Annotated in this window: 19 protein-coding genes; 11 read left to right on the top strand and 8 right to left on the bottom strand. The window is 66.6% G+C overall.

Going from position 1 to position 18,920, the window contains the following annotated elements:
* Nucleotides 1–20: 20 nt before the first annotated feature.
* The 3 genes from serC (at nucleotide 21) to ACVT6V_RS11665 (ending at nucleotide 3,476) form a co-directional block, all read left to right on the top strand.
* A complete protein-coding gene (gene serC, locus ACVT6V_RS11675) occupies nucleotides 21–1,166 on the top strand; it encodes a phosphoserine transaminase (protein ID WP_489899898.1) in 1,146 nt (381 codons plus the stop codon).
* A 520-nt stretch (nucleotides 1,167–1,686) separates the two neighbouring features.
* Nucleotides 1,687–2,673, top strand: coding sequence for a septation protein SepH (gene sepH / locus ACVT6V_RS11670; protein ID WP_489899897.1), 987 nt, complete (start codon nucleotides 1,687–1,689; stop codon nucleotides 2,671–2,673).
* An 11-nt stretch (nucleotides 2,674–2,684) separates the two neighbouring features.
* On the top strand, nucleotides 2,685–3,476 hold the full coding sequence (locus ACVT6V_RS11665) for a DUF6928 family protein (RefSeq protein ID WP_489899896.1): 792 nt from the start codon (nucleotides 2,685–2,687) through the stop codon (nucleotides 3,474–3,476).
* 22 nt (nucleotides 3,477–3,498) lie between these two features.
* Here the strand turns inward: ACVT6V_RS11665 and ACVT6V_RS11660 are convergent, their stop codons facing one another.
* On the bottom strand, nucleotides 3,499–3,798 hold the full coding sequence (locus ACVT6V_RS11660; protein ID WP_489900781.1) for a DUF2537 domain-containing protein: 300 nt from the start codon (nucleotides 3,796–3,798) through the stop codon (nucleotides 3,499–3,501).
* Nucleotides 3,799–3,970: 172 nt separating this feature from the next.
* Here ACVT6V_RS11660 and ACVT6V_RS11655 point away from each other — a divergent pair, with 172 nt between their 5' ends.
* Nucleotides 3,971–4,978: an Acg family FMN-binding oxidoreductase gene (locus ACVT6V_RS11655; RefSeq protein WP_489899895.1), complete on the top strand. Its 1,008-nt coding sequence runs from the start codon at nucleotides 3,971–3,973 to the stop codon at nucleotides 4,976–4,978.
* An 81-nt stretch (nucleotides 4,979–5,059) separates the two neighbouring features.
* Here ACVT6V_RS11655 and ACVT6V_RS11650 read toward each other — a convergent pair whose 3' ends face one another.
* Both ACVT6V_RS11650 and ACVT6V_RS11645 read right to left on the bottom strand, forming a co-directional pair.
* Nucleotides 5,060–5,650 (bottom strand): Rv1733c family protein, encoded by a 591-nt coding sequence (locus ACVT6V_RS11650; protein WP_489899894.1) that lies wholly within the window; start codon nucleotides 5,648–5,650, stop codon nucleotides 5,060–5,062.
* 90 nt (nucleotides 5,651–5,740) lie between these two features.
* On the bottom strand, nucleotides 5,741–6,625 hold the full coding sequence (locus tag ACVT6V_RS11645; protein ID WP_489899893.1) for a universal stress protein: 885 nt from the start codon (nucleotides 6,623–6,625) through the stop codon (nucleotides 5,741–5,743).
* A 189-nt stretch (nucleotides 6,626–6,814) separates the two neighbouring features.
* Here ACVT6V_RS11645 and ACVT6V_RS11640 point away from each other — a divergent pair, with 189 nt between their 5' ends.
* Nucleotides 6,815–7,693 (top strand): universal stress protein, encoded by an 879-nt coding sequence (locus ACVT6V_RS11640; protein ID WP_489899892.1) that lies wholly within the window; start codon nucleotides 6,815–6,817, stop codon nucleotides 7,691–7,693.
* 13 nt (nucleotides 7,694–7,706) lie between these two features.
* Here ACVT6V_RS11640 and ACVT6V_RS11635 read toward each other — a convergent pair whose 3' ends face one another.
* Nucleotides 7,707–8,555, bottom strand: coding sequence for a TrmH family RNA methyltransferase (locus ACVT6V_RS11635; RefSeq protein WP_489899891.1), 849 nt, complete (start codon nucleotides 8,553–8,555; stop codon nucleotides 7,707–7,709).
* Between the two features lie 111 nt (nucleotides 8,556–8,666).
* Here ACVT6V_RS11635 and ACVT6V_RS11630 point away from each other — a divergent pair, with 111 nt between their 5' ends.
* Nucleotides 8,667–9,911 carry a GNAT family N-acetyltransferase gene (locus ACVT6V_RS11630; RefSeq protein WP_489899890.1) on the top strand — a complete coding sequence of 415 codons (1,245 nt, stop codon included), beginning with the start codon at nucleotides 8,667–8,669 and terminating at the stop codon, nucleotides 9,909–9,911.
* A gap of 363 nt (nucleotides 9,912–10,274) precedes the next feature.
* Here ACVT6V_RS11630 and ACVT6V_RS11625 read toward each other — a convergent pair whose 3' ends face one another.
* Nucleotides 10,275–10,724 carry a MarR family winged helix-turn-helix transcriptional regulator gene (locus ACVT6V_RS11625; RefSeq protein ID WP_489900780.1) on the bottom strand — a complete coding sequence of 150 codons (450 nt, stop codon included), beginning with the start codon at nucleotides 10,722–10,724 and terminating at the stop codon, nucleotides 10,275–10,277.
* A 203-nt stretch (nucleotides 10,725–10,927) separates the two neighbouring features.
* Nucleotides 10,928–12,391, bottom strand: a complete 1,464-nt coding sequence (locus tag ACVT6V_RS11620; protein ID WP_489899889.1) for an NCS2 family permease — start codon at nucleotides 12,389–12,391, stop codon at nucleotides 10,928–10,930.
* Nucleotides 12,392–12,536: 145 nt separating this feature from the next.
* On the opposite strand from ACVT6V_RS11620, the gene ACVT6V_RS11615 reads away from it, so the two are divergent.
* The 5 genes from ACVT6V_RS11615 to ACVT6V_RS11595 all read left to right on the top strand — a co-directional run bounded on the left by ACVT6V_RS11615 (nucleotide 12,537) and on the right by ACVT6V_RS11595 (nucleotide 17,445).
* Entirely contained in the window at nucleotides 12,537–12,785 is a 249-nt protein-coding gene (locus tag ACVT6V_RS11615) for a DUF2530 domain-containing protein (RefSeq protein WP_489899888.1), read from the top strand.
* 95 nt (nucleotides 12,786–12,880) lie between these two features.
* A complete protein-coding gene (locus tag ACVT6V_RS11610) occupies nucleotides 12,881–13,642 on the top strand; it encodes an IclR family transcriptional regulator (protein ID WP_489899887.1) in 762 nt (253 codons plus the stop codon).
* A 73-nt stretch (nucleotides 13,643–13,715) separates the two neighbouring features.
* Nucleotides 13,716–14,693 (top strand): PDR/VanB family oxidoreductase, encoded by a 978-nt coding sequence (locus ACVT6V_RS11605; RefSeq protein WP_489899886.1) that lies wholly within the window; start codon nucleotides 13,716–13,718, stop codon nucleotides 14,691–14,693.
* 12 nt (nucleotides 14,694–14,705) lie between these two features.
* Nucleotides 14,706–15,908, top strand: a complete 1,203-nt coding sequence (locus tag ACVT6V_RS11600) for a cytochrome P450 (RefSeq protein ID WP_489899885.1) — start codon at nucleotides 14,706–14,708, stop codon at nucleotides 15,906–15,908.
* Between the two features lie 163 nt (nucleotides 15,909–16,071).
* Complete coding sequence (locus tag ACVT6V_RS11595) at nucleotides 16,072–17,445, top strand: MFS transporter (RefSeq protein ID WP_489899884.1); 1,374 nt, start codon at nucleotides 16,072–16,074, stop codon at nucleotides 17,443–17,445.
* Between the two features lie 57 nt (nucleotides 17,446–17,502).
* On the opposite strand, the gene ACVT6V_RS11590 is transcribed toward ACVT6V_RS11595, so the two are convergent.
* Both ACVT6V_RS11590 and ACVT6V_RS11585 read right to left on the bottom strand, forming a co-directional pair.
* Complete coding sequence (locus tag ACVT6V_RS11590) at nucleotides 17,503–18,357, bottom strand: aldo/keto reductase (RefSeq protein ID WP_489899883.1); 855 nt, start codon at nucleotides 18,355–18,357, stop codon at nucleotides 17,503–17,505.
* 15 nt (nucleotides 18,358–18,372) lie between these two features.
* Entirely contained in the window at nucleotides 18,373–18,768 is a 396-nt protein-coding gene (locus tag ACVT6V_RS11585; RefSeq protein WP_489899882.1) for a (R)-mandelonitrile lyase, read from the bottom strand.
* Nucleotides 18,769–18,920 lie beyond the last annotated feature (152 nt).

Raw genomic sequence — 18,920 nt, 5'->3', positions numbered from 1 at the left:
ACAACCTTAGAATTGCCAGCATGAGTGACACCGCAACCGCACCGATCACGATCCCCGCCGACCTCCTGCCGTCGGACGGCCGCTTCGGCTGCGGGCCGTCGAAGGTGCGCCCCGAACAGCTCCAGTCCCTGGTCGACACCGGCGCGTCGGTGTTCGGCACCAGTCATCGGCAGGCACCGGTCAAGAACGTCGTCGGGTCCATCCGCGCCGGCATGTCAGAACTGTTCGCGCTCCCCGACGGCTACGAGGTCGTCCTCTCCAACGGCGGCACCACCGCGTTCTGGGACGCCGCCGCCTTCGGGCTGATCAAGCAGCGGTCGCTGCATCTGACCTACGGAGAGTTCTCGTCCAAGTTCGCGACGGTCGCCAAGAAGGCCCCCTTCCTGGATTCGCCGTCGGTGATCTCCACCGATCCCGGCACCGCCCCTGACCCGGCCGCGCTGACCTCCGAGGACTTCGGCGGTATCGACCTGATCGGCTGGGCCCAGAACGAGACCTCGACCGGTGTCGCAGTGCCGGTGACACGCCCCGCAGGCTCGGATGACGCACTCGTCGCGATCGACGCGACCTCCGGTGCGGGCGGTCTCCCGGTCAATGTCGCCGACGCCGATGTCTACTACTTCGCGCCGCAGAAGTGCTTCGCCTCCGATGGCGGGATCTGGATCGCGTTGATGAGCCCTCGTGCGCTCGAGCGGATCGCGCAGATCGCCGAGACCGACCGTTGGTGCCCGGAGTTCCTGTCACTGCCGACCGCCGTCGACAACAGCAGCAAGAACCAGACCTACAACACCCCGGCAGTAGCCTCGCTGCTCCTGCTCGACAACCAGATCCAGTGGATGCTCGGACAGGGCGGCCTGGACTGGTGCGTCTCACGGACCGCCGACTCGAGTTCACGGCTGTACTCCTGGGCCGAGGCCAGCGACTACGCGACACCATTCGTCGCCGATCCGTCGCAGCGCAGCCAGGTGGTGGGCACCATCGATTTCGACGACGAGGTGGACGCCGCCGCCGTGGCCAAGACGCTCCGGGCCAACGGTGTCGTCGACACCGAGCCGTACCGAAAGCTCGGCCGCAACCAGCTGCGCATCGGGATGTTCCCGGCAATCGAGCCCGACGACATCTCGCGGCTGACCCAGTGCATCGACTTCGTCGTCGAGAAGCTCTGATAGTCCCCGCTGATCGAGTAGCCCGCGAGCAACCCCCCGCCGATCGAGTAGCCCGCGAGCCGCCAGGCGAGCGCGCGTATCGAGATCACCGCACACCCCACCAGGTCTCGATACACCGCCTCGCCTAGCGGCTCGACAGCTACTCGACCACCGAAAAAGCAACCCCCTGCTGACGAGTAGCCCGCGAGCCGCCAGGCGAGCGCGCGTATCGAGATCACCGCACACCCCACCAGGTCTCGATACACCGCCTCGCCTAGCGGCTCGACAGCTACTCGACCAGCGAAAACAAGCGGCTCGACAGCTACTCGACCAGCGAAGGGGATCAGCAAGCTCGACGACTGCCCGATCATCGCCACCCAGCAGGTAGCGTGGATCCCATGGGCCACTTCCGACCCTGTGGCCACGCCCGCCACAACCTTGCTGATCTGCGGTTTTGCCGCGTGTCCCGCACGGCCGCGGCGACAGCGTGGATTAACCTGACCCCAATGCCCGCACTCGTGGTCACCGGAGGAGGAGCAGAATGCGTGAGCTTCGCGTCGTCGGCGTCGAGACCGACGGCACCCATGTGATCTGTCGAGACGCCGAGTCGGGTGAGAAGTACCGGATCGCTGCCGATGAACGGCTCCGGGCCGCGGCTCGCGGTGACATCTCACGATTGGGGCAGATCGAGATCGAAATGGAAAGCTCACTACGGCCACGAGAGATTCAGGCCCGCATCCGGGCCGGCGCAACGGTCGCGGAGGTCGCGGCTGCGGCCGGGGTTCCGGTCGACAAGGTCGAACGATTCGCCCATCCCGTGCTGCTCGAACGTACCCGGGCCACCGAACTGGCGTCGATGGCCCACCCCATCCGTGAAGACGGGCCGTCGGTGTCGACGCTCGGCGAGACCGTGTCCGAGGCGATGACCGCGCTGGGCCACCACCAGCAGGACGTCGAGTGGGACGCGTGGAAGGGCGACGACGGCTACTGGGTCGTACAGATCTCCTGGCACATCGGACGCACCGACAACCACGCGCACTGGAGGTTCCAGCCCGGCTCACACGGCGGAACTGCCGACCCGCTCGACGACCTCGCCGACGAGCTGACACACCCCGAATCCATCGCTCCACGCCGTCGGCTCACACCGGTGGCGACACCCGAGCTGGCACCCGAACCCGAGCTCTCCCATCAGGACGACGGCCACGACGAGGTCACCTTCGACGCCGACCGCCTCATCGATGCTCAGCGCACCCGCAACGGTTCGGTGCCCCCGACTCACGACGAACACGGCACCGTGGCGATCGATTTCGGAACCCCCGACGATTCGTCGTGGACGGAACCGACCGACGACCCGAAGCCGTCTGCCGACACCCGGGAGGAACCGGCGGCCACCACCGCATCCGGCGAGCACGCGCCCGACGGCCCCGCGGCCGATTCCTCTCCGAAGCCGCGACGCCGGTCACGCAAGCCGGCCGTCCCGGCCTGGGAGGACGTGTTGCTCGGTGTCCGCAGTAACGGCAACAGCTAGAGCCGCACGACGTGTCGGCACGCGCAGTCACCCTCTGGTTCATCGACAGCGACGACCCGGTCGCGCTGCTCCGTGATCTCCCGGCCACCAACGGCCCCGCCACCGACGTCGTCGCAGCCCACAAGCTCGCCGGGGCGATATACGGAGACCGGGTCCTCGTTCCGATGCACGACACCGACCTCGCGACGGCCGCGGCAGCGCAGGACCCGCATGTGTACGCGGGCTGGTATGGACCGATCTCCGTCATCTGTTGCTCGTTGTTCGCAGCGACCGAACCCTCGACGCTGACCCGGACGATCAACTCGATCCGTCGCAGCGCGGCCGCCACCTTGCTGCACACCGATCCCGAGCGGGCCCTCGGCGCATTCGCACGTTGGGAGAACGGTGAGCTGCGCCGGTCGTTCTCCGCCGAACCCGTCACGATCCTCGAGGACACCGGACTGCCCTACCCATTCGAGCGCCCGTTCTGGGCCGGCGAGCACCCCTTGCGGTATGCACCCGGCGTCGCCGCGGAACCATTGGCGTTGCCGTTCCATCCCCAGGAACTCGCCGAGCAGGCCAATCGCGAGTGGCTCGGCTTCCGATTCACCACACCGCTTGCCGAGACGGACCTCGATCCGACACGAATCCCGGTGACCGCGTTCGCCATTCATCCGGCGGATTACGAGCCTGCGGAATCGGACTGGCTCCGATACCAGAACAGCGGCCACCCGTCGCGACCCGACGACGCCCCCACCGAGGAAGCGGCCGCCGCGACGCCGAAGCGGCGGGGACGGATCGCCCGCTATTTCGGGTTCGGTTGATCCACCGACACGCGAGACATCGTCACCGGCCGAGGGCCAACAGCGCAACCGACGAACCCAGCCCCGCCAACAGGCCGATGATGAAACCCCACACGATCCACCGCCAGACAGGGCGTTCGCGCAGATCCCATAGCGTCCATCCCAACCCGACGGTGACGACCAGTACCGCGATGAGACCGAGCCATCGGACGAGACCGCCGATCAGTTCGTAGATGCCCACGAGGAGGAACGTCGCGAAGAGGGCGCAGAAGAGCGTGACGATCAGACCGAGCACCCAGGGCGTGGGTTCGTCGGTCCTCGCGTCGTCCGGTGGGGGCAGCATTAGCCTCGTGGACGCACCGCGGTCGTCGGCGGAGATCATCCTGTCATCATCCCCGATGGGTGAATCGCGGGCACGCGGACCATCTCCCGAGATCAGGGGTCGACAGTGAGAGGCGAAAGGCCTTCGTGGGTGGTGCGGGCGACCCTTGGGCCGTCCACGAACGTCGACAAGGATGGCACTTGACCGACGGGAGAATCCGATGTCCGGTGAGATGCCCACTGATCAGACGTTGCGCGAGATCATCGAGCTCGCCTGCCGGGCACCGTCGATACACAACAGCCAGCCGTGGTCCTGGCGGCAGGTCGGTCCGGAGCTGCGTCTGTTCGCCGACTACGCGCGAGCGGTTCCGGTAGCCGATCCGCACGGCAGGCAACTGATCATCAGCGTCGGCGCCGCGCTGCACCATCTGTGTGTCGCCGCTGCAGCACAGGGGTGGGTCGCGGAGGTCACCCGACTGCCCAGCCCGCCGCACCCCGAGCACCTCGCCACGGTCGAGTTCGTCAGCCGGCATCCACCCTCGGCGGCAGATCGCGCGCGGGCAGCCGCGATCACTGACCGGTTCACCGACCGCTTGCCGATGCAGGCGCCACCGCAGTCTCGCCTGCGTGATGTGATCGGCGACGTCTCGAGCCGGTGGGATATCCGGTTGGTGGCCGTCACCGCCGAAGTGCATCCCACGCTGGCGCACGCGTCGCGGATCAGCGCCTTCAACCGACGCTACGATGCGTCCTACCAGGACGAGTTGCGATGGTGGACGTCGGACGACGAGGACCGGGACGACGGGATACCCGCTTCGTCTCTGACGTCACCGGTCGAAATCGAGCGCGTAGAGGTTGCCCGAGACTTCCCGAGCGTTGCCACAGTCGGTTCGCGTCGCGCGGACGTGGCCGTCGACCGGGCGAACGTTCTGGTTGTCACCGGTCCGGACGACACGGTGGCCGACCATCTCGCCTGCGGTGAGGCACTCTCGGACCTCCTCTTGGAGTCCACCGTCGCCGGACTCGGCACCTGCGTGGTGTCCCATGTGCTCGAGGTACCTGCCAGCAGGGCGATGGTCGACAGACTGGTCGGCGCCGGCGCCGAGCACGCTCAGCTCCTGGTCCGGGTCGGCATCGGCGAAGGCCATCGGCCGCCGTCCACTCCGCGACGGCCGGTCGACGAGGTGTTCGCTACAGGATGATCTGGTGCCGACCAGGATGATCTGGTGCCGACGCGCAAGGCCGACAGCACCGACGTTTCGCCGCTCGTCCGGCGGGGACCATCACCGCCGAGTCGGTGAGTCCAGTGCCGCCCAGTCCTGTTCCCACAAGCGGAAGCGGTGGCGGTCCACGAGCCGTCGCACCCACCAGGCCAACGAGTACCAGATACCTGCCACCACGGCGATCGACAAGCTCGTGGCGACGAGGCCGGTGGTCAGCGCGTCGGTTTCCGACCGAGGCTCGGACACCACCGTTCCGCTCCGGTCGAGCCAGATCGTCTGTGTGCTTCCCGGTGCAGCTTGCGATTCGGAGGGGCTCGACAGTGGTCGCGGATCGGCGAGGTCGATCCGCCCGGTCACGACACGACCGTCGGTATCGGTCCATCGGGCCGTCACCGGCGCCCCCGGGGTCCGCGGTAGTACGGTCGCGGTCACCGGATGTCGTTCCTGCTGTTCGACTTTGACGGCATGCTGCACCTCGGCGAACGCGTTGCTCCCGATCATCAGTCCGCCGATGATGCCCAGGGCCGCGATCATGCCCAGCACGGTCAACGTCAGCGTCTCCACACGGTCCACCTGCCGGACGAGTCCGTTCGTCGACAGATGCATCACCCGCCACCAACGCAGTTCCCGGGCAAGCGAATCGAGCATCATCGGCCTCCGTTCACACGGGCTGGGACATCCGCGTCGGAGAGGAGTCCGAGGTCTGTGCGCCCCGCATCGGCTTCCCGGCGGTGAGGGTTGTCATCGCACCACCAGAACGGGACATCTGGAGTGGTGCACCACGTTCTGACTCACCGAACCACGAACGACTCCACTGACCTCACCCAGACCTCGGGAGCCGACGACGATCAGCCCTGCTCTCGCGGAGAGGTCGACGAGACCTCGTGCCGCCGCGCTGTCGCCATACTCGAAAGCCACTGTGACGTCGGGAAACTTCGCGCATGCGTCGGCGCACCGCGTTTCGAGCCATCTCAGGCCGTCGCGTCGGATCGCTTCCCAGTCGACCAAGGTCGTGGCGTACCCGACACCGACCAGCGCCGATACCGGCCAGAACGATGCGACGGTGAGCGGCGTTTCGCTCGACTGCGCGTGGTCGAGTGCCGTCAGCAAGGCAGCCTCGGAGGCGGCGGAGCCGTCGAATCCGACGACGATCCGTCTGCGGTCGGCCGAGGGGGACGGACGCTCACGCCACACGAGCACAGCACATTGCGCCGCATGGACGATCGCCATCACGTGACTGCCCAGCACCAGGTCACGTATCGGTCCCGAGTGTTGCGATCCGATGGCCACCATGCGCGATCGGGCGGAGAGATTGTGCAGGTGTGCAACGATCGATCCATCGACCAGTGATGTGGCGACGTCGACCTGCGGCGCGAGCTCCCGCACGACGTCGCGCGCTCCGGCGATCGCGGCCTCGCCGAGGTCATGCATACGTTTCCGACCGTTCTCTTCGCCGAACAGCGCGCCTTCATATGCGGCGTACCAGGCCGACTCGGGAACGGCGTGGACGAGGTGCAGCGGTGAGCCTGTGCGCACACATTCCGCGACCGCCCAGCGCAGCGCGCCGAGCGAGGTATCCGATCCGTCGACGCCCACGATCACCGGTGCCGCTTCGCCGTCATTCATGACCATCCCCTTCCGGGATCATCCCGCTACCCGCGCCTTGACGGTAGATCCGACGCCCTCCCCATCGCTGCCGTAATCCGGCCCCGCATCGGGGGTCTTTGGTCACTCGGTGCGGTGATCTCAGGCCGCTGTACCACCCGCCGGCGAAGCGTTGACTGATAGCCACAGGTACGTGGATAGGAGATGGCAATGTCGACAACCGGCGAGATCGTGGTGGGAGTGGATGGTTCCCCGGCTGCCCAGCGTGCCGTGGCGTGGGCAGCGCATCATGCAGCGCTGCACTCGAATCGCCTCCGACTGGTGTCGTCGTACTCGTCACCGGTGAGTGCGCGGGTACCGCAGTCCTACGGCGAAGCTCTGCGGGCCGCGGCAGAGCGTGACGTGGCCGATGCGCGAACAATTGCCCGCGCTGCGCTCGCGCAGCCCGACGCCGTCGAGATCACCTCCGAGATCATCGCGGGCGCGCCTATTCCCGAGCTCCTCCGCCGGTCCGAGGCCGCCAGGATGCTCGTCGTCGGAAGCCGTGGACTAGGCACGATGAGTCGAGCACTGCTCGGCTCGGTCAGCGCCGCGCTCGCCGCGCACAGCCACTGCCCCCTGGCGGTGGTGCGGGACTCACGCGACGTGCCGGCCGAAGCACCGATCGTCGTCGGCACCGACGGCTCGGCGGGGAGTCGGCCGGCGCTGGAGTTCGCCTTCGAAGAAGCCGGTGCCCGTGGTGTCGGCCTGACCGTGCTGCACGCATGGTCGGATGCGGACCTCGCAGCGATTCACGCGAGTCAGGGACTGCCAGTCTGGGATTGGGCAACTCAGCGCACCGAGGAGAAGTCCCGACTCGACAGCGAACTGGTCGATCTGTGTGCCAAATACCCCGACGTGCCGATCAGGCCCGTCGTGGTCCGTGACCGTCCGGCACGCGCCCTGCTCGACCACGGGCAGGGGGCCCAGATGTTGGTCGTCGGAAACCGTGGGCGGGGCGGCTTCAGCGGGATGTTGTTGGGGTCGACCAGCCGAAATGTCCTCTACTCGGCACAGTGTGTGGTCGTGATCGTGCCGGATGGCCGCTGATCGTCCCTCGCCTCTATACCGGCTCTGCTCTCGCACGTTCGTAAAACGCGATCGCCGCCGCGGTCGCGACATTGAGCGAATCGGTGCCCCGACTCATCGGGATGCGGGCCCGAACATGGCTGGCGCGCATCACGGTTTCGGAGAGGCCCGGCCCCTCGGCGCCGACCAGAAACGCCACCCGGTCCGCGTCCACAGCCTGCGCGAGCGGCACCGATCCCTCACCCGGCGTCAAGGAGACGAGCCGGAAGTCGTTGTCACGCAGCGCCGCCAGACCTTGCGGCCACTCGTCGAACCGGGCGAACGGAACGAGCAGTGCGTGACCCATCGAGACGCGTACACACCGCCGGTACAGCGGGTCGGCACACCCTGCGCCGAACAGGACCGCGTCCACGCCGAGGCCGGCCGCGTTGCGAAAGATGCTGCCGATGTTCTCGTGGTCGTTGACGCCCTCGAGAATCGCCACCGTGCGCGCACCGGCGATGGCGTCGTCCACCCCGAGAGGATCGGGTCGGCGCGCTGCCCCGAGCACGCCGCGATTGAGATGGAATCCGACCACGTCGGCCATCGCGCCGGCGGTCATCCGGTAGAACGGCACGCCGTCCAGCGACGGGTCGGCGAGGTCGTCGGCGAGTTCGGCCAGCCGCTTGTCGACACCGAGGAACGCGTGCGGGGCGAAGCGGGACGCGATCATCCGCTGCGCGACGAGAACGCCTTCGGCGATGACCAGGCCCTTGCCGATCCGGCCTCCGGGCAGTGCGGGCAGATCCGGACGCCGATCCACGGAGTTGAGATCTCGGAAGTCGTCGACCCGCGGATCGTCGGGGTCGTCGATGTCGATGACGTCGACACGCTTGCTGGGCACCTCGACAGTCTGCCAAGGATCACCCGTCCGGATGTGACCGCCCCGACCGCTCGTGGGGGTAATCGGCGGGTTGGCCGAACCGTTGTGATCGTGTTGTGAAACGGTTGACGGGTGAGTACTCCGCAGGCCACATCCTCTGCGCTGTCCGTCGCCCGTGCCACCGACGCCGACTGGGACGAGATCTTCGCGACCGACGCGCGCGCCTTCCTGATGACCAATCCGCTGTCGCCGGCCGAGCAGGCCGACCTGCGTGGAAAGGTCGTCGACGACGATGTCGTGCTGGTGCGCGATCCCGAGGGGCTGGTCGGGCAACCCCTGGTCGGGGTCTCGATGTACTACCGCATGACGATGACCGTTCCGGGCGGTGTGCAGCAACCCGCGGCCGGTCTCTCCTGGGTGTCGGTGGCCGCCACCCACCGTCGTCGGGGCATTCTGCGCACGATGATCACCGAACTGTTCGATCGGTGGGAGTCCGAGGATCAGGTGTTCGCCATCCTGACCGCCAGCGAGGCGACGATCTACGAGAGGTTCGGTTTCGGCCCGGCCTGCTTCGCACAGGACGTCACGATCGATCTGTCGGCGGCCAAGATGCGTCATCGGGCCGATCGGCACGATTCGCCCGTCAACTACGCCGCCGGTGATGAAGTCGCCCGACGAGTCCCCGAGCTGCATGCACGGTGGGCGGCGGCCCGAGCCGGTGCGTTGACTCGTCCGTCCTCGTGGTGGGACCCGATCCTGGCCGACCGGCAGTCCCAACGGCCGAACAACAGCAGCGGGCTGCACTATCTACTGCACGCCGACGGCTACGCGAGCTACCGGATCAACCAGTCGGCGGAACCGACCCGCGCCGATATCGAGGAGGTCATCGCGGTCACCGACGCCGCGCACACCGACCTGTGGCGGGTTCTCGTGGGTCTCGATCTGTTGTCGACGGTCACCGCGTCGATCCCCGTCGACGACCCTCTGCAGGCCAAACTGACCAACCATCGGGCCGTCTCGGTGACCGGGTTGCACGACAAGATGTGGCTGCGCATCCTCGATGTCCCGCGGGCGCTGACCGTCCGGCGGTATTCCGCCGACCTCGACATCGTGCTCGAGGTGACCGATCATTTCCGCGGTCACGGAGGGGTCTTCGACGTCTCGGTTCGCAACGGTGGCGCCATCGTTGCCCCCAGCACCGCGGAACCGACTGTGCGCCTGGACATCTCAGTGCTCGGATCGCTGTTCCTGGGCGGCACACCCGCCCGGACGTTCGCCGCCGCTGATCGACTCTGGACCGACAGCCCCGAAACCCTCGCCGCCGTCGAGCACGCCTTCGCGGCCGACAAGGCCCCATTCTCGGGAACGTTCTTCTAGGCGCGATTCACTCCGGTGTGCCACCCACCGGTGCTTGAGCCACCAACCGCTCCCTGCGCAACCAAACCGCTCCCTGAGGAGCCTCGCGAGGAACGAGCAACGCGTCACGAAGGGCCCACCCCCAGCCGCGGAGCCTCGCAAGAACGCGCCACCCACCGCTCCCTGAGGAGCCTCGCAATAACGCGCAACCAACCGCTCCCTGAGGAGCCTCGCGAGGAACGAGCGACGCGTCACGAAGGGGCCCTTCGTGACGCATCCTCGCAAGCTCGGAGGCTCCTCAGGGACCGAGTGGATGGAACCCTCGCAGGCCCGCCAACTCTTCAGCGACCGGGTGGATGAGACTCTCACCCGATCCCGTCGGCGTCAGCGAACGTCGTCGCCGCCGTTGATGAGCTTGTTGATGATGGGGACCACCGCCGACAGCGTCTCGCGCTCGGACGGCGTCAGTTCCTCGAGCCGCCCGCTGAGCCACTCCTCGCGGGCGTCGAGCTCGGCCGTGATGACGTCACTCCCCTTCTCCGCGAGCGTGACGATCGCCTGGCGGCCATCCGTGGGATGCGGCTCACGCTTGACCATCCCCAGATCGGAGAGCGAGGCGATGACCCGCGTCATCGAGGGCGGCTGCACCCGCTCTGCCAGCGCGAGGGCCCCCGGCGTCATCGGGCCCTCGTGGTGCAGGGTCGACAGGGCGGACAGCTGGGTCAGCGACACGACCTTGCTGACCCGCCGACCACGTAATCGTCGGGCGAGGCGGACCACCGCGAGCGACAATTCTCCGGAGAGGCCCGAGAAAGTCTTGTCCGACAGGTCCATGTTCGACACTGTCATGTCCGAGGGTGCAAGTTGCGAGATCGTCATGCCTCGATGCTCCGTTCCGAGCGGGTCCAATCTGAGACCACGTGGTTCCCGACACTAAGCGTAATTCACTTTTTCGATCACGCAATGCAATAGTGTCATTTCTTGCTAATGCGAACGATCGAATTCTCGGCCGCCCATCGCTGCGGATACGGAAGTTCTCAGCCGACCAGGTCGTAAATCGGACCGCGCGCAAAGTAGGCGAGGAACACTGCGGCGATGATCCACAGCAACGGATGGACCGTCCGTGCCTTGCCGGCGGCCGCGGCCATCACCACCCAGCTGATGAACCCGACGCCGATGCCGTTGGCGATGGAATACGTGAACGGCATGATCACGACGGTCAAGAAGGCCGGCAGCGCGTGCGAGAACTTGGTGAAGTCGACCGCCGTCAGCTGACCGATCATCATCGCGCCGACCACGACGAGTGCCGGTGCGACAGCTTCGAGCGGAACGATCTCGTACAGCGGGGTCAGGAACATCGCAAGCAGGAACAACGCCCCCGTGACCACGTTCGCGAGGCCCGTGCGCGCCCCCTCGGCGATACCGGAGGCCGACTCGACGAAGACAGTGTTGGACGACGACGATGCGACACCGCCGGCAATCGCGCCGGTGCCCTCGACGACCAGTGCCTTGCCCACCCCGGGCAGATTGCCCTTGGGATCAGCGAGGCCGGCCTCCTTGCCGAGCCCGGTCATCGTGCCCATCGCGTCGAAGAAGTTCGACAACACCAGGGTGAACACCAACACCGACGCGGCGAGCACACCGATGCGGGTGAACGCGCCGAACAGGTCGACATCTCCGACGAGTGCCAGGTCGGGTACTCCCCCGAGTCCGTCGGGGATCTTCGGGATGGACAGACTCCATCCGCCGGGGTTGACGGCACTCGACCCGAGGTCGAGGGTCGCCTCCAGAATGATCGACAGGATGGTGGTGATGACGATCCCGATCAGCAGCCCGCCCGGCACCTTGCGCACCACCAGCACACCCATCAACAACACGCCGATGCAGAAGATGAGTGTGGGAACGGTGTTGATCGAGTTGTCGGTACCGAGTTGCACCGGAACGGTGGTGTTCGCGGCATCGGGCACGCGACGCACGAAGCCTGCATCGACGAACCCGATGAAGGCGATGAAGGCACCGATGCCGGCGGCGATCGCCGCCTTGAGCTCGGTCGGGACCGCGTTGAACACTGCGGTACGGAACCCCGTGACCGCCAGCAGCACGATGATGATGCCGTCGATGACGACCAGACCCATCGCCTCCGGCCAGGTGACCTGCGGGGCGATCGTGACCGCCAGCAGGCTGTTGATGCCGAGGCCCGTGGCGATGGCGAACGGATAGTTCGCCACGAGGCCGAATATGATCGACATGACACCCGCGACGAGCGCGGTCACCGCGGCGACCTGCGCGAGCGGCAGCACGTTGCCGAGGACGTCGGCGTTCTTCGGTTCGCCAGGGATGCCGCCGATGATGATCGGGTTCAGCACCACGATGTAGGCCATCGTGAAGAAAGTGACAAGGCCTCCGCGGAACTCGCGGGTCAGCGACGATCCGCGCTGGCTGATCTTGAAGAACCGGTCGAGGCCCCCGGTGGGCTCACGCGGCGGCCGGTCGGGTTCCACGGCCCCCGGGTTGGATGCTCTCGGCGAAATCTCGGGTTCTGTCGGCAAGTTTTCGGGTTCTGTCGACGGATTTCCGGGTTCTGTCGACGATGTCGTGGGCTCGCTCGACGGATCGGTGGGCACAGTCGAAAGTTACTCTGGTGGCATGACCGACGCACCCGACATTCCCGAACTTTCTCGTGCGTTGCGTGCACCCGAGCCGGTGATCATCGTCGGCATGGTCGCGTGGCTGATCGCCACGATCGTCGTGTGGCTGACGGACTGGGGCGGGGACCGGTCGCTGCAGGTGTGCCTGGTCGGACTCGCCGTCGGCGTGCTCGGTACGACGATCGTCCTCATCCAACGTGCCGCGGTGCGGCGCGGTGACCGGACGGCGCAGCAGGGGTTGGACTGAGCGCGCGCCGCCGAATCGGGCCGCATCGACGACCGGATGGTCGATAGCCCGAGCCCAACGGCCGGCACCTGCGAGTAGGAGCACAATCTACAGACGTGCCACGCGTGTCGACTGGTGAGTCAGTCACCTCCCGAACCGTTCGTGTCGTCGAGGCGTTCGGCCTCGACGACACGACGCTGACCGTCGGTGAGATCGCTCGGCGTTCCCGATTGCACGTCGCCACGGCGTCGCGGCTCATCGACGAACTCGTGAAGGCGGACTGGCTCGAACGAGTGGACGGTGGCGTCCGCATCGGTGTCCGCCTGTGGGAAGTGGCATCACGGTCGTCGCCGGCCGTCGGACTGCGCGCCGCTGCCATGCCGTTCATGCAGGACTTGCAGCATGTGATCGGCTACGACGTCCAACTCGCTGTGCGCGAGGGCAACGAGGTTCTGTTCCTCGAACGCCTGACTTCCCCGACGCCGGTGGTCAACTATTCGCGGATCGCCGGGCGACTGCCCCTGCATGCGTCGTCGTCGGGGCTGGTGTTGTTGGCCTACGCCGACACCGAGGTGCTCGGCGCCGTGGTGGCCGGGCCGATGAAGGCCTATACCGACCAGACGATCACCGATCCCGACAGGCTGCGGGCGGCGCTGTCTCACATCCGCCGCGAGGGATACGCCCTGTGCGCCGGCCACATCTTTCCCACCACCACAGGCATTTCCGTGCCCATCCGGGACCACCGAGACATGGTGGTCGCCGCACTCGGACTCATCATTCCGAACGACGACGCCGCGTTCGGACGTGTTCCGGCGTTGCGGGCCGCCGCGAGGGGCATCAGCCGTGTGATGTCTACGTCGACAGTCCGCGGGAAGTGACCCACAGCACGAACTCCTCTCTCAATGATTGAGAAGCGGATAGCGATGCCTCACCCAGCGCAGCGAATCTGGGATGACCGTGAGCAAGGGAGAGAACATGGGTCGCGACGTCGATTCGGGCAATGCGCTGCGCATCGTGAACAAGACACCGGCCGCCACCGACGTGGTGCTGCTGACGCTGGCGCATCCGGACGGCCGCCGGCTGCCCGACTGGGCGCCCGGCGCCCATCTGGACCTGATACTGCCGAACGGGTTGAGCCGCCAGTATTCGCTGTGCGGCGACCGGTGGGACGCACAGAGCTATCAGATCGCCGTTCGGCGCGAGAGGACGAGCCGCGGCGGATCCGGCTACATCCACGACCATTTGCAGGTCGGGGACGACGTCGAGGTCGGCGGGCCGCGCAACAACTTTCCGATGACGCCTTCAGAAAGCTACCTGTTCATCGCCGGCGGGATCGGCATCACCCCGATCATCCCGATGATCGCTCAGGCGATCATCGTCGGCGCTGACTGGCGGCTGCTCTACCTGGGCCGCACGCTCGACTCGATGCCGTTCCTCGAGCAACTATCCGCCCACGGCGAACGAGTCATCACCGTGGCCAGCACTCGCGACGGTCGGACCGACCTGGCCGCCCACGTGTCGACCGTCGACGACACCACCAAGGTCTACGCGTGCGGACCACTGCCGATGCTCGACGAGTTGACGGCCCACGCCGCCGGCTGGCCGCCCGGAAAGCTTCGCATCGAACGGTTCAGCGCAGCCGAAGCCGCTCCGGCCAGGACCACACCGTTCGAGGTGGAACTCGCCCGCACGCAACGGGTCCTCACAATTCCGCTGGAGGAGAGCATCATCGACGCGCTGTCCGCAGCGGGCGTTCCCGTGTTGTCCTCCTGCCGCGAAGGAGTCTGCGGCACCTGCGAAACCACAGTTCTGGCGGGACGGCCCGATCATCGTGATGCCATCCTCGAGCCACACGAACGCGACGCGGGTGACTGCATGTTCGTCTGCGTCTCCCGCTCTCGCTCCGACCGACTCGTCCTCGACATCTGACCAGGAATACTCATGACCATCGCCGCCTCACCCACCCTGCCCACCTCCCAGGCCGACCCGTTCGACCTCGATCTCCTCGCGGACCCGCTGGCCTTTCAGGAGGACCTGCGAAACGCGGGGCCCGTTGTCTATCTGCCGAAATACGACGTCTTCGCCATGGGCCGCTACGAACAGGTTCGCGCCGCACTCACCGACTGGCAGTCCTTCCAGTCCGCGGCCGGAGTCGGGCTCAGCAACTTCCGCCACGAGAAGCCCTGGCGGCCACCCAGTGTGCTGTTGGAAGCGGATCCCCCGTTTCACGACGCGCCGCGGGCAGTGGTGTCCAAAGTGCTCGGGCCGCGTGCTCTCATGCGTCTGCGCGACGAATGGATCGCCGACGCCGAACAGCTCGTCGATCAGGTGCTCGACGGGGACGGGGAGATCGACGCTGTGCCCGCCCTGGCACAGGCCTTCCCGCTGCGCGTGTTTCCCGACGCGGTCGGACTGCCCCAGGCGGGACGCGAGAACCTACTGCCCTACGGCAATCTCACCTTCAATGCCTTCGGCCCGCACAACAGCCTCGTCCAGGAGGGCGAGCCGCTGGTAGCGGATCTCAGCGCCTGGGTCAACGACCAATGCCACCGGGAGAATCTGTCGGAGAACGGTTTCGGGGCGCAGATCTGGGCAGCCAGCGATCGTGGCGACATCACCACCACCCAAGCGCCCCTCATCGTGCGATCGCTGTTGACCGCCGGGGTCGACACGACCGTCAACGGGTTGGCCGCCGTACTCTATGCCTTCGCCACCCACCCCGAGCAATGGCAGCGTGTCCGTGAGGATCCGACTCTGGCCCGCACCGCATTCGACGAGGCCGTCCGCTGGGAGTCACCGGTCCAGACCTTCTTCCGTACCGCCACCAACGACATCCGCATCGGCGACGCCGTGATCCCGGACGGCGAGAAGATTCTCATGTTCCTGGGTGCGGCCAACCGCGATCCCCACCGATGGACACGGCCGGACGCCTTCGACCTGCAGCGCGACCCGTCCGGTCACGTGGGATTCGGTATGGGTATTCATCAATGCGTCGGTCAACACGTCGCGCGCCTCGAGTCCGAGGCGTTGCTGTCGGCGCTGGCCACACGCGTCACGAGGATCGAATTGGCCGGTGAACCGCAACGGCATCTGAACAACACGTTGCGTTCCTGGAAGTCCATTCCACTGCGACTGCTGACCTGATCCGCCGTCGCACCTGACACACCAGGTGGCCACAGACCTCCACACCCCAGGGTGCCGGAGGTGATCGCGCATGCCCCATGTCCGTCCACTTCTGCGATTTCACAACACATCCGACCGTCCCGCGCATCCGACAACCAGCCATCAACCACAACGGAGACCAGCCATGACCCTTGACCTTCGGCGCAGCATCGACGAGGGACCGATGTCCCGCTACCAATGGACCGCGATCGCGATCTGCGTCCTGCTCAACGTTCTCGACGGGTACGACGTCCTCGCCATGGCCTTCACCTCGACGTCGGTGTCCGACGAGTGGAACCTGTCGACCAGCGCGCTGGGCGTGCTGCTCAGCGCCGGTCTGTTCGGTATGGCCATCGGTTCTCTGGGACTCGCACCTCTCGCCGACATCGTCGGGCGACGCAAGCTGATCCTGGCATGCCTGATCCTGTCGTCGGCGGGAATGATGCTGTCGTCGATCAGTCAAAATGCCGGCCAACTCGGCATGCTGCGGGTGCTGACCGGAGTCGGCATCGGCGGAATCCTCGCCTGCAGCAACGTTATCGGCGGAGAACTGGCCTCCAATCGTTGGCGCGGCCTCGCGGTGAGCCTGAACTCGACAGGCTATGCCATCGGAGCCACCGTCGGCGGGATCGCCGCGCTGGTGCTCATCGACAGCTTCGGCTGGCGCTCGGTGTTCCTGGTCGGCGGTGCCTGTACCGCGGCACTGGTCCCGTTGGTCCTGCTGCGACTCCCGGAGTCCATCGACTTCTTGCTCATTCGCCGGCCGGGCGACGCCTTGGCCCGCATCAACACCTTCGCCAAACGCGCTGGGCATGAACCGCTCCGGGAGCTACCGGCCAGGACGGCCACCACCGCGCCCAGGAACGGTGTCGTCGACACCGCCCGACAGCTCTTCGACCGGCGGAACCGACGGACCACGCTCCTCGTCTGGACGGCGTTCTTCTTCGCCATGTTCGGGTTCTACTTCGTCACCAGCTGGACGCCCAAGCTCCTGGTCGAAGCGGGGATGTCGGCCAAGGAAGGCATCACCGGCGGTATGGTTCTCAACCTCGGCGGAATCCTCGGCACGTGTCTCCTCGGTGCACTCGCGGCCCGCTTTCGCCTGGCGAAGGTCCTCGTCTGCTATTTCCTCGTGTCGGCTGCACTCATGACGATCTTCGTCCCCTCCGCCGCCGCGTTCGCCGTCGCCCTGGCGGTGGGATTCGGACTCGGTGTCGTCGTGAACGGCTGTATCGCCGGGCTTTACGCTCTGACGACGACGTCCTACGCCGCACCGATCCGAGCCACCGGCATGGGCTGGGCCATCGGCATCGGACGGATCGGCGCCATCCTGTCGCCGTTGGTCGCAGGCACTCTGCTCGACGCCGACTGGTCACCCGCCTCGCTGTACACCCTGATGGCGGTGCTGTTCGTCGGCGCGGCAGGCGCGGTCATGCTCATCTCCCGCAGCGGTCGTCCTGCCGGGACACGCTCCGGCGTTCAGGCACCCGTGCCCCGGCCGGACATGAGTCGCAACTGACCCACAGCCCACGGTGATCCGATGCCCGCCGACCCGAGGTCGGCGGGCATCGATGGGTCAGCTCCCGCTGAACACCGGGAACGCACTCGACTCGCCATAGTCCGCGATGCGCAGGGAGCGCAACGCATCCATGTCGTCGGCGGAGATGGTGAAGTCGACCCGCGCGTTGCTGCGCATGTGGTCGGGGTTGGCGGTCTTCGGTAGTGACACCGCGCCCAGCTGTAGCGTGTAGCGGATGCAGAGCTGCGGAACGCTCACATCGTAGCGCTCGGCCATCGCCGCGATATCCGGATTCTCGAGCACCTCTCCGTGCCCGATCGGCGAGTACGCCTCGACGAGGAGATCGTGGCTCTCGCAGTAGGCGATGAGGTCGGCCGGGGTGTTGCCGGCGTGCACCAGGATCTGATTCACCTGCGGCGCAACAGTGCTCGTCGCGATGATGTTGTCGAGGTCGTTCTGCTCGAAGTTGGAGACACCGATCGACCGGAGTTTGCCTGCCTGGTAGGCGTCCTCCAGGGCGCGCCACGCCTCGCGGTTGCCCTCGGCGTAGTCGCCGCCGCGCCAGTCGGCCCACGGCTGTGGGCTGTGGATCAACATCAGGTCGAGGTGGTCGAGGCCCATCGTGAGCAGTGACTCGTCGATCGCCGTGGCTGCCTCCTGGTAGTTCTTGATCTCGGCGGCCAGTTTGGTCGATACGAACAGCTCGTCGCGGGCGACGCCGCTGGTGCGGATGCCCTCGCCCACGCCGCGCTCATTGCCGTAGGCCTGCGCGGTGTCGATGTTGCGGTAACCGATGCCGACGGCCTCGGTGACCGCACGGGCGGCCTTGTCGTCGTCGATGAACCAGGTACCCAGGCCCAGTTTGGGGATCTGAACGCCGTTGGACAATGTGTAGGTCTCGTTGAGAGCCACGACTTTTCGCTCCCCTCAGGCCTTGTACTCGTCGTCGCTGACGTGCTCGAGCCAGGTGACGACCTGGCCGTTCTCATCGGCCTCCTGCATGGCGACGTGGGCCATGAAGCGGTCGGGTGTGGCTCCGTGCCAGTGCTCCTCGCCCGGCTCGATGTAGACCACGTCGCCGGGACGGATCTCCTGCACACCGCCCTCACGGGTGGCGACGAGGCCGATCCCGTCGGTCACATACAGCGTCTGCCCCTTCGGATGGTGATGCCAGGCGGTACGGGCGCCGGGCGAGAATCGGACGTGGGCGCAACCGATCGCCGATTGCTCGTCGGGGTTGCGGATGCCGTCGATAGCGACGGTGCCGGTGAACCAGTCAGCGGGTCCGGGGGCAGACTGTCCTCCGCTTCGGGTGTACTTCATGACTGGTGATCCTTTCTCCTGTCGTGGGTCACGCTCGCCACCGAACATGGTCCTGCCAACGCGCGTTACGTGGATCGCGATCAGACGATGGCGGCGTCCACCACTGCGCGGATGAGCGTGCACCCTCCTCCGTCATTAACGGATGTGGGATA

It is taken from the genome of Gordonia sp. LMA167, assembly GCF_058130025.1.
Note: the sequence above shows the minus strand (reverse complement) of the source record. Positions and strands in the feature narration are given on the sequence as shown.

Bases quoted from the DNA above. Each gene is read 5' to 3' on its own strand.
- ACVT6V_RS11660 (WP_489900781.1), bottom strand. From the start codon at position 3,798: ATGCTGCCCCCACCGGACGACGCGAGGACCGACGAACCCACGCCCTGG.
- sepH (WP_489899897.1), top strand. From the start codon at position 1,687: ATGCGTGAGCTTCGCGTCGTCGGCGTCGAGACCGACGGCACCCATGTG.
- ACVT6V_RS11600 (WP_489899885.1), top strand. From the start codon at position 14,706: ATGACCATCGCCGCCTCACCCACCCTGCCCACCTCCCAGGCCGACCCG.
- ACVT6V_RS11595 (WP_489899884.1), top strand. From the start codon at position 16,072: ATGACCCTTGACCTTCGGCGCAGCATCGACGAGGGACCGATGTCCCGC.
- ACVT6V_RS11650 (WP_489899894.1), bottom strand. From the start codon at position 5,650: ATGATGCTCGATTCGCTTGCCCGGGAACTGCGTTGGTGGCGGGTGATG.
- ACVT6V_RS11615 (WP_489899888.1), top strand. From the start codon at position 12,537: ATGACCGACGCACCCGACATTCCCGAACTTTCTCGTGCGTTGCGTGCA.
- ACVT6V_RS11655 (WP_489899895.1), top strand. From the start codon at position 3,971: ATGGCACTTGACCGACGGGAGAATCCGATGTCCGGTGAGATGCCCACT.
- ACVT6V_RS11640 (WP_489899892.1), top strand. From the start codon at position 6,815: ATGTCGACAACCGGCGAGATCGTGGTGGGAGTGGATGGTTCCCCGGCT.
- serC (WP_489899898.1), top strand. From the start codon at position 21: ATGAGTGACACCGCAACCGCACCGATCACGATCCCCGCCGACCTCCTG.
- ACVT6V_RS11645 (WP_489899893.1), bottom strand. From the start codon at position 6,625: ATGAATGACGGCGAAGCGGCACCGGTGATCGTGGGCGTCGACGGATCG.
- ACVT6V_RS11625 (WP_489900780.1), bottom strand. From the start codon at position 10,724: ATGGACCTGTCGGACAAGACTTTCTCGGGCCTCTCCGGAGAATTGTCG.
- ACVT6V_RS11585 (WP_489899882.1), bottom strand. From the start codon at position 18,768: ATGAAGTACACCCGAAGCGGAGGACAGTCTGCCCCCGGACCCGCTGAC.
- ACVT6V_RS11605 (WP_489899886.1), top strand. From the start codon at position 13,716: ATGACCGTGAGCAAGGGAGAGAACATGGGTCGCGACGTCGATTCGGGC.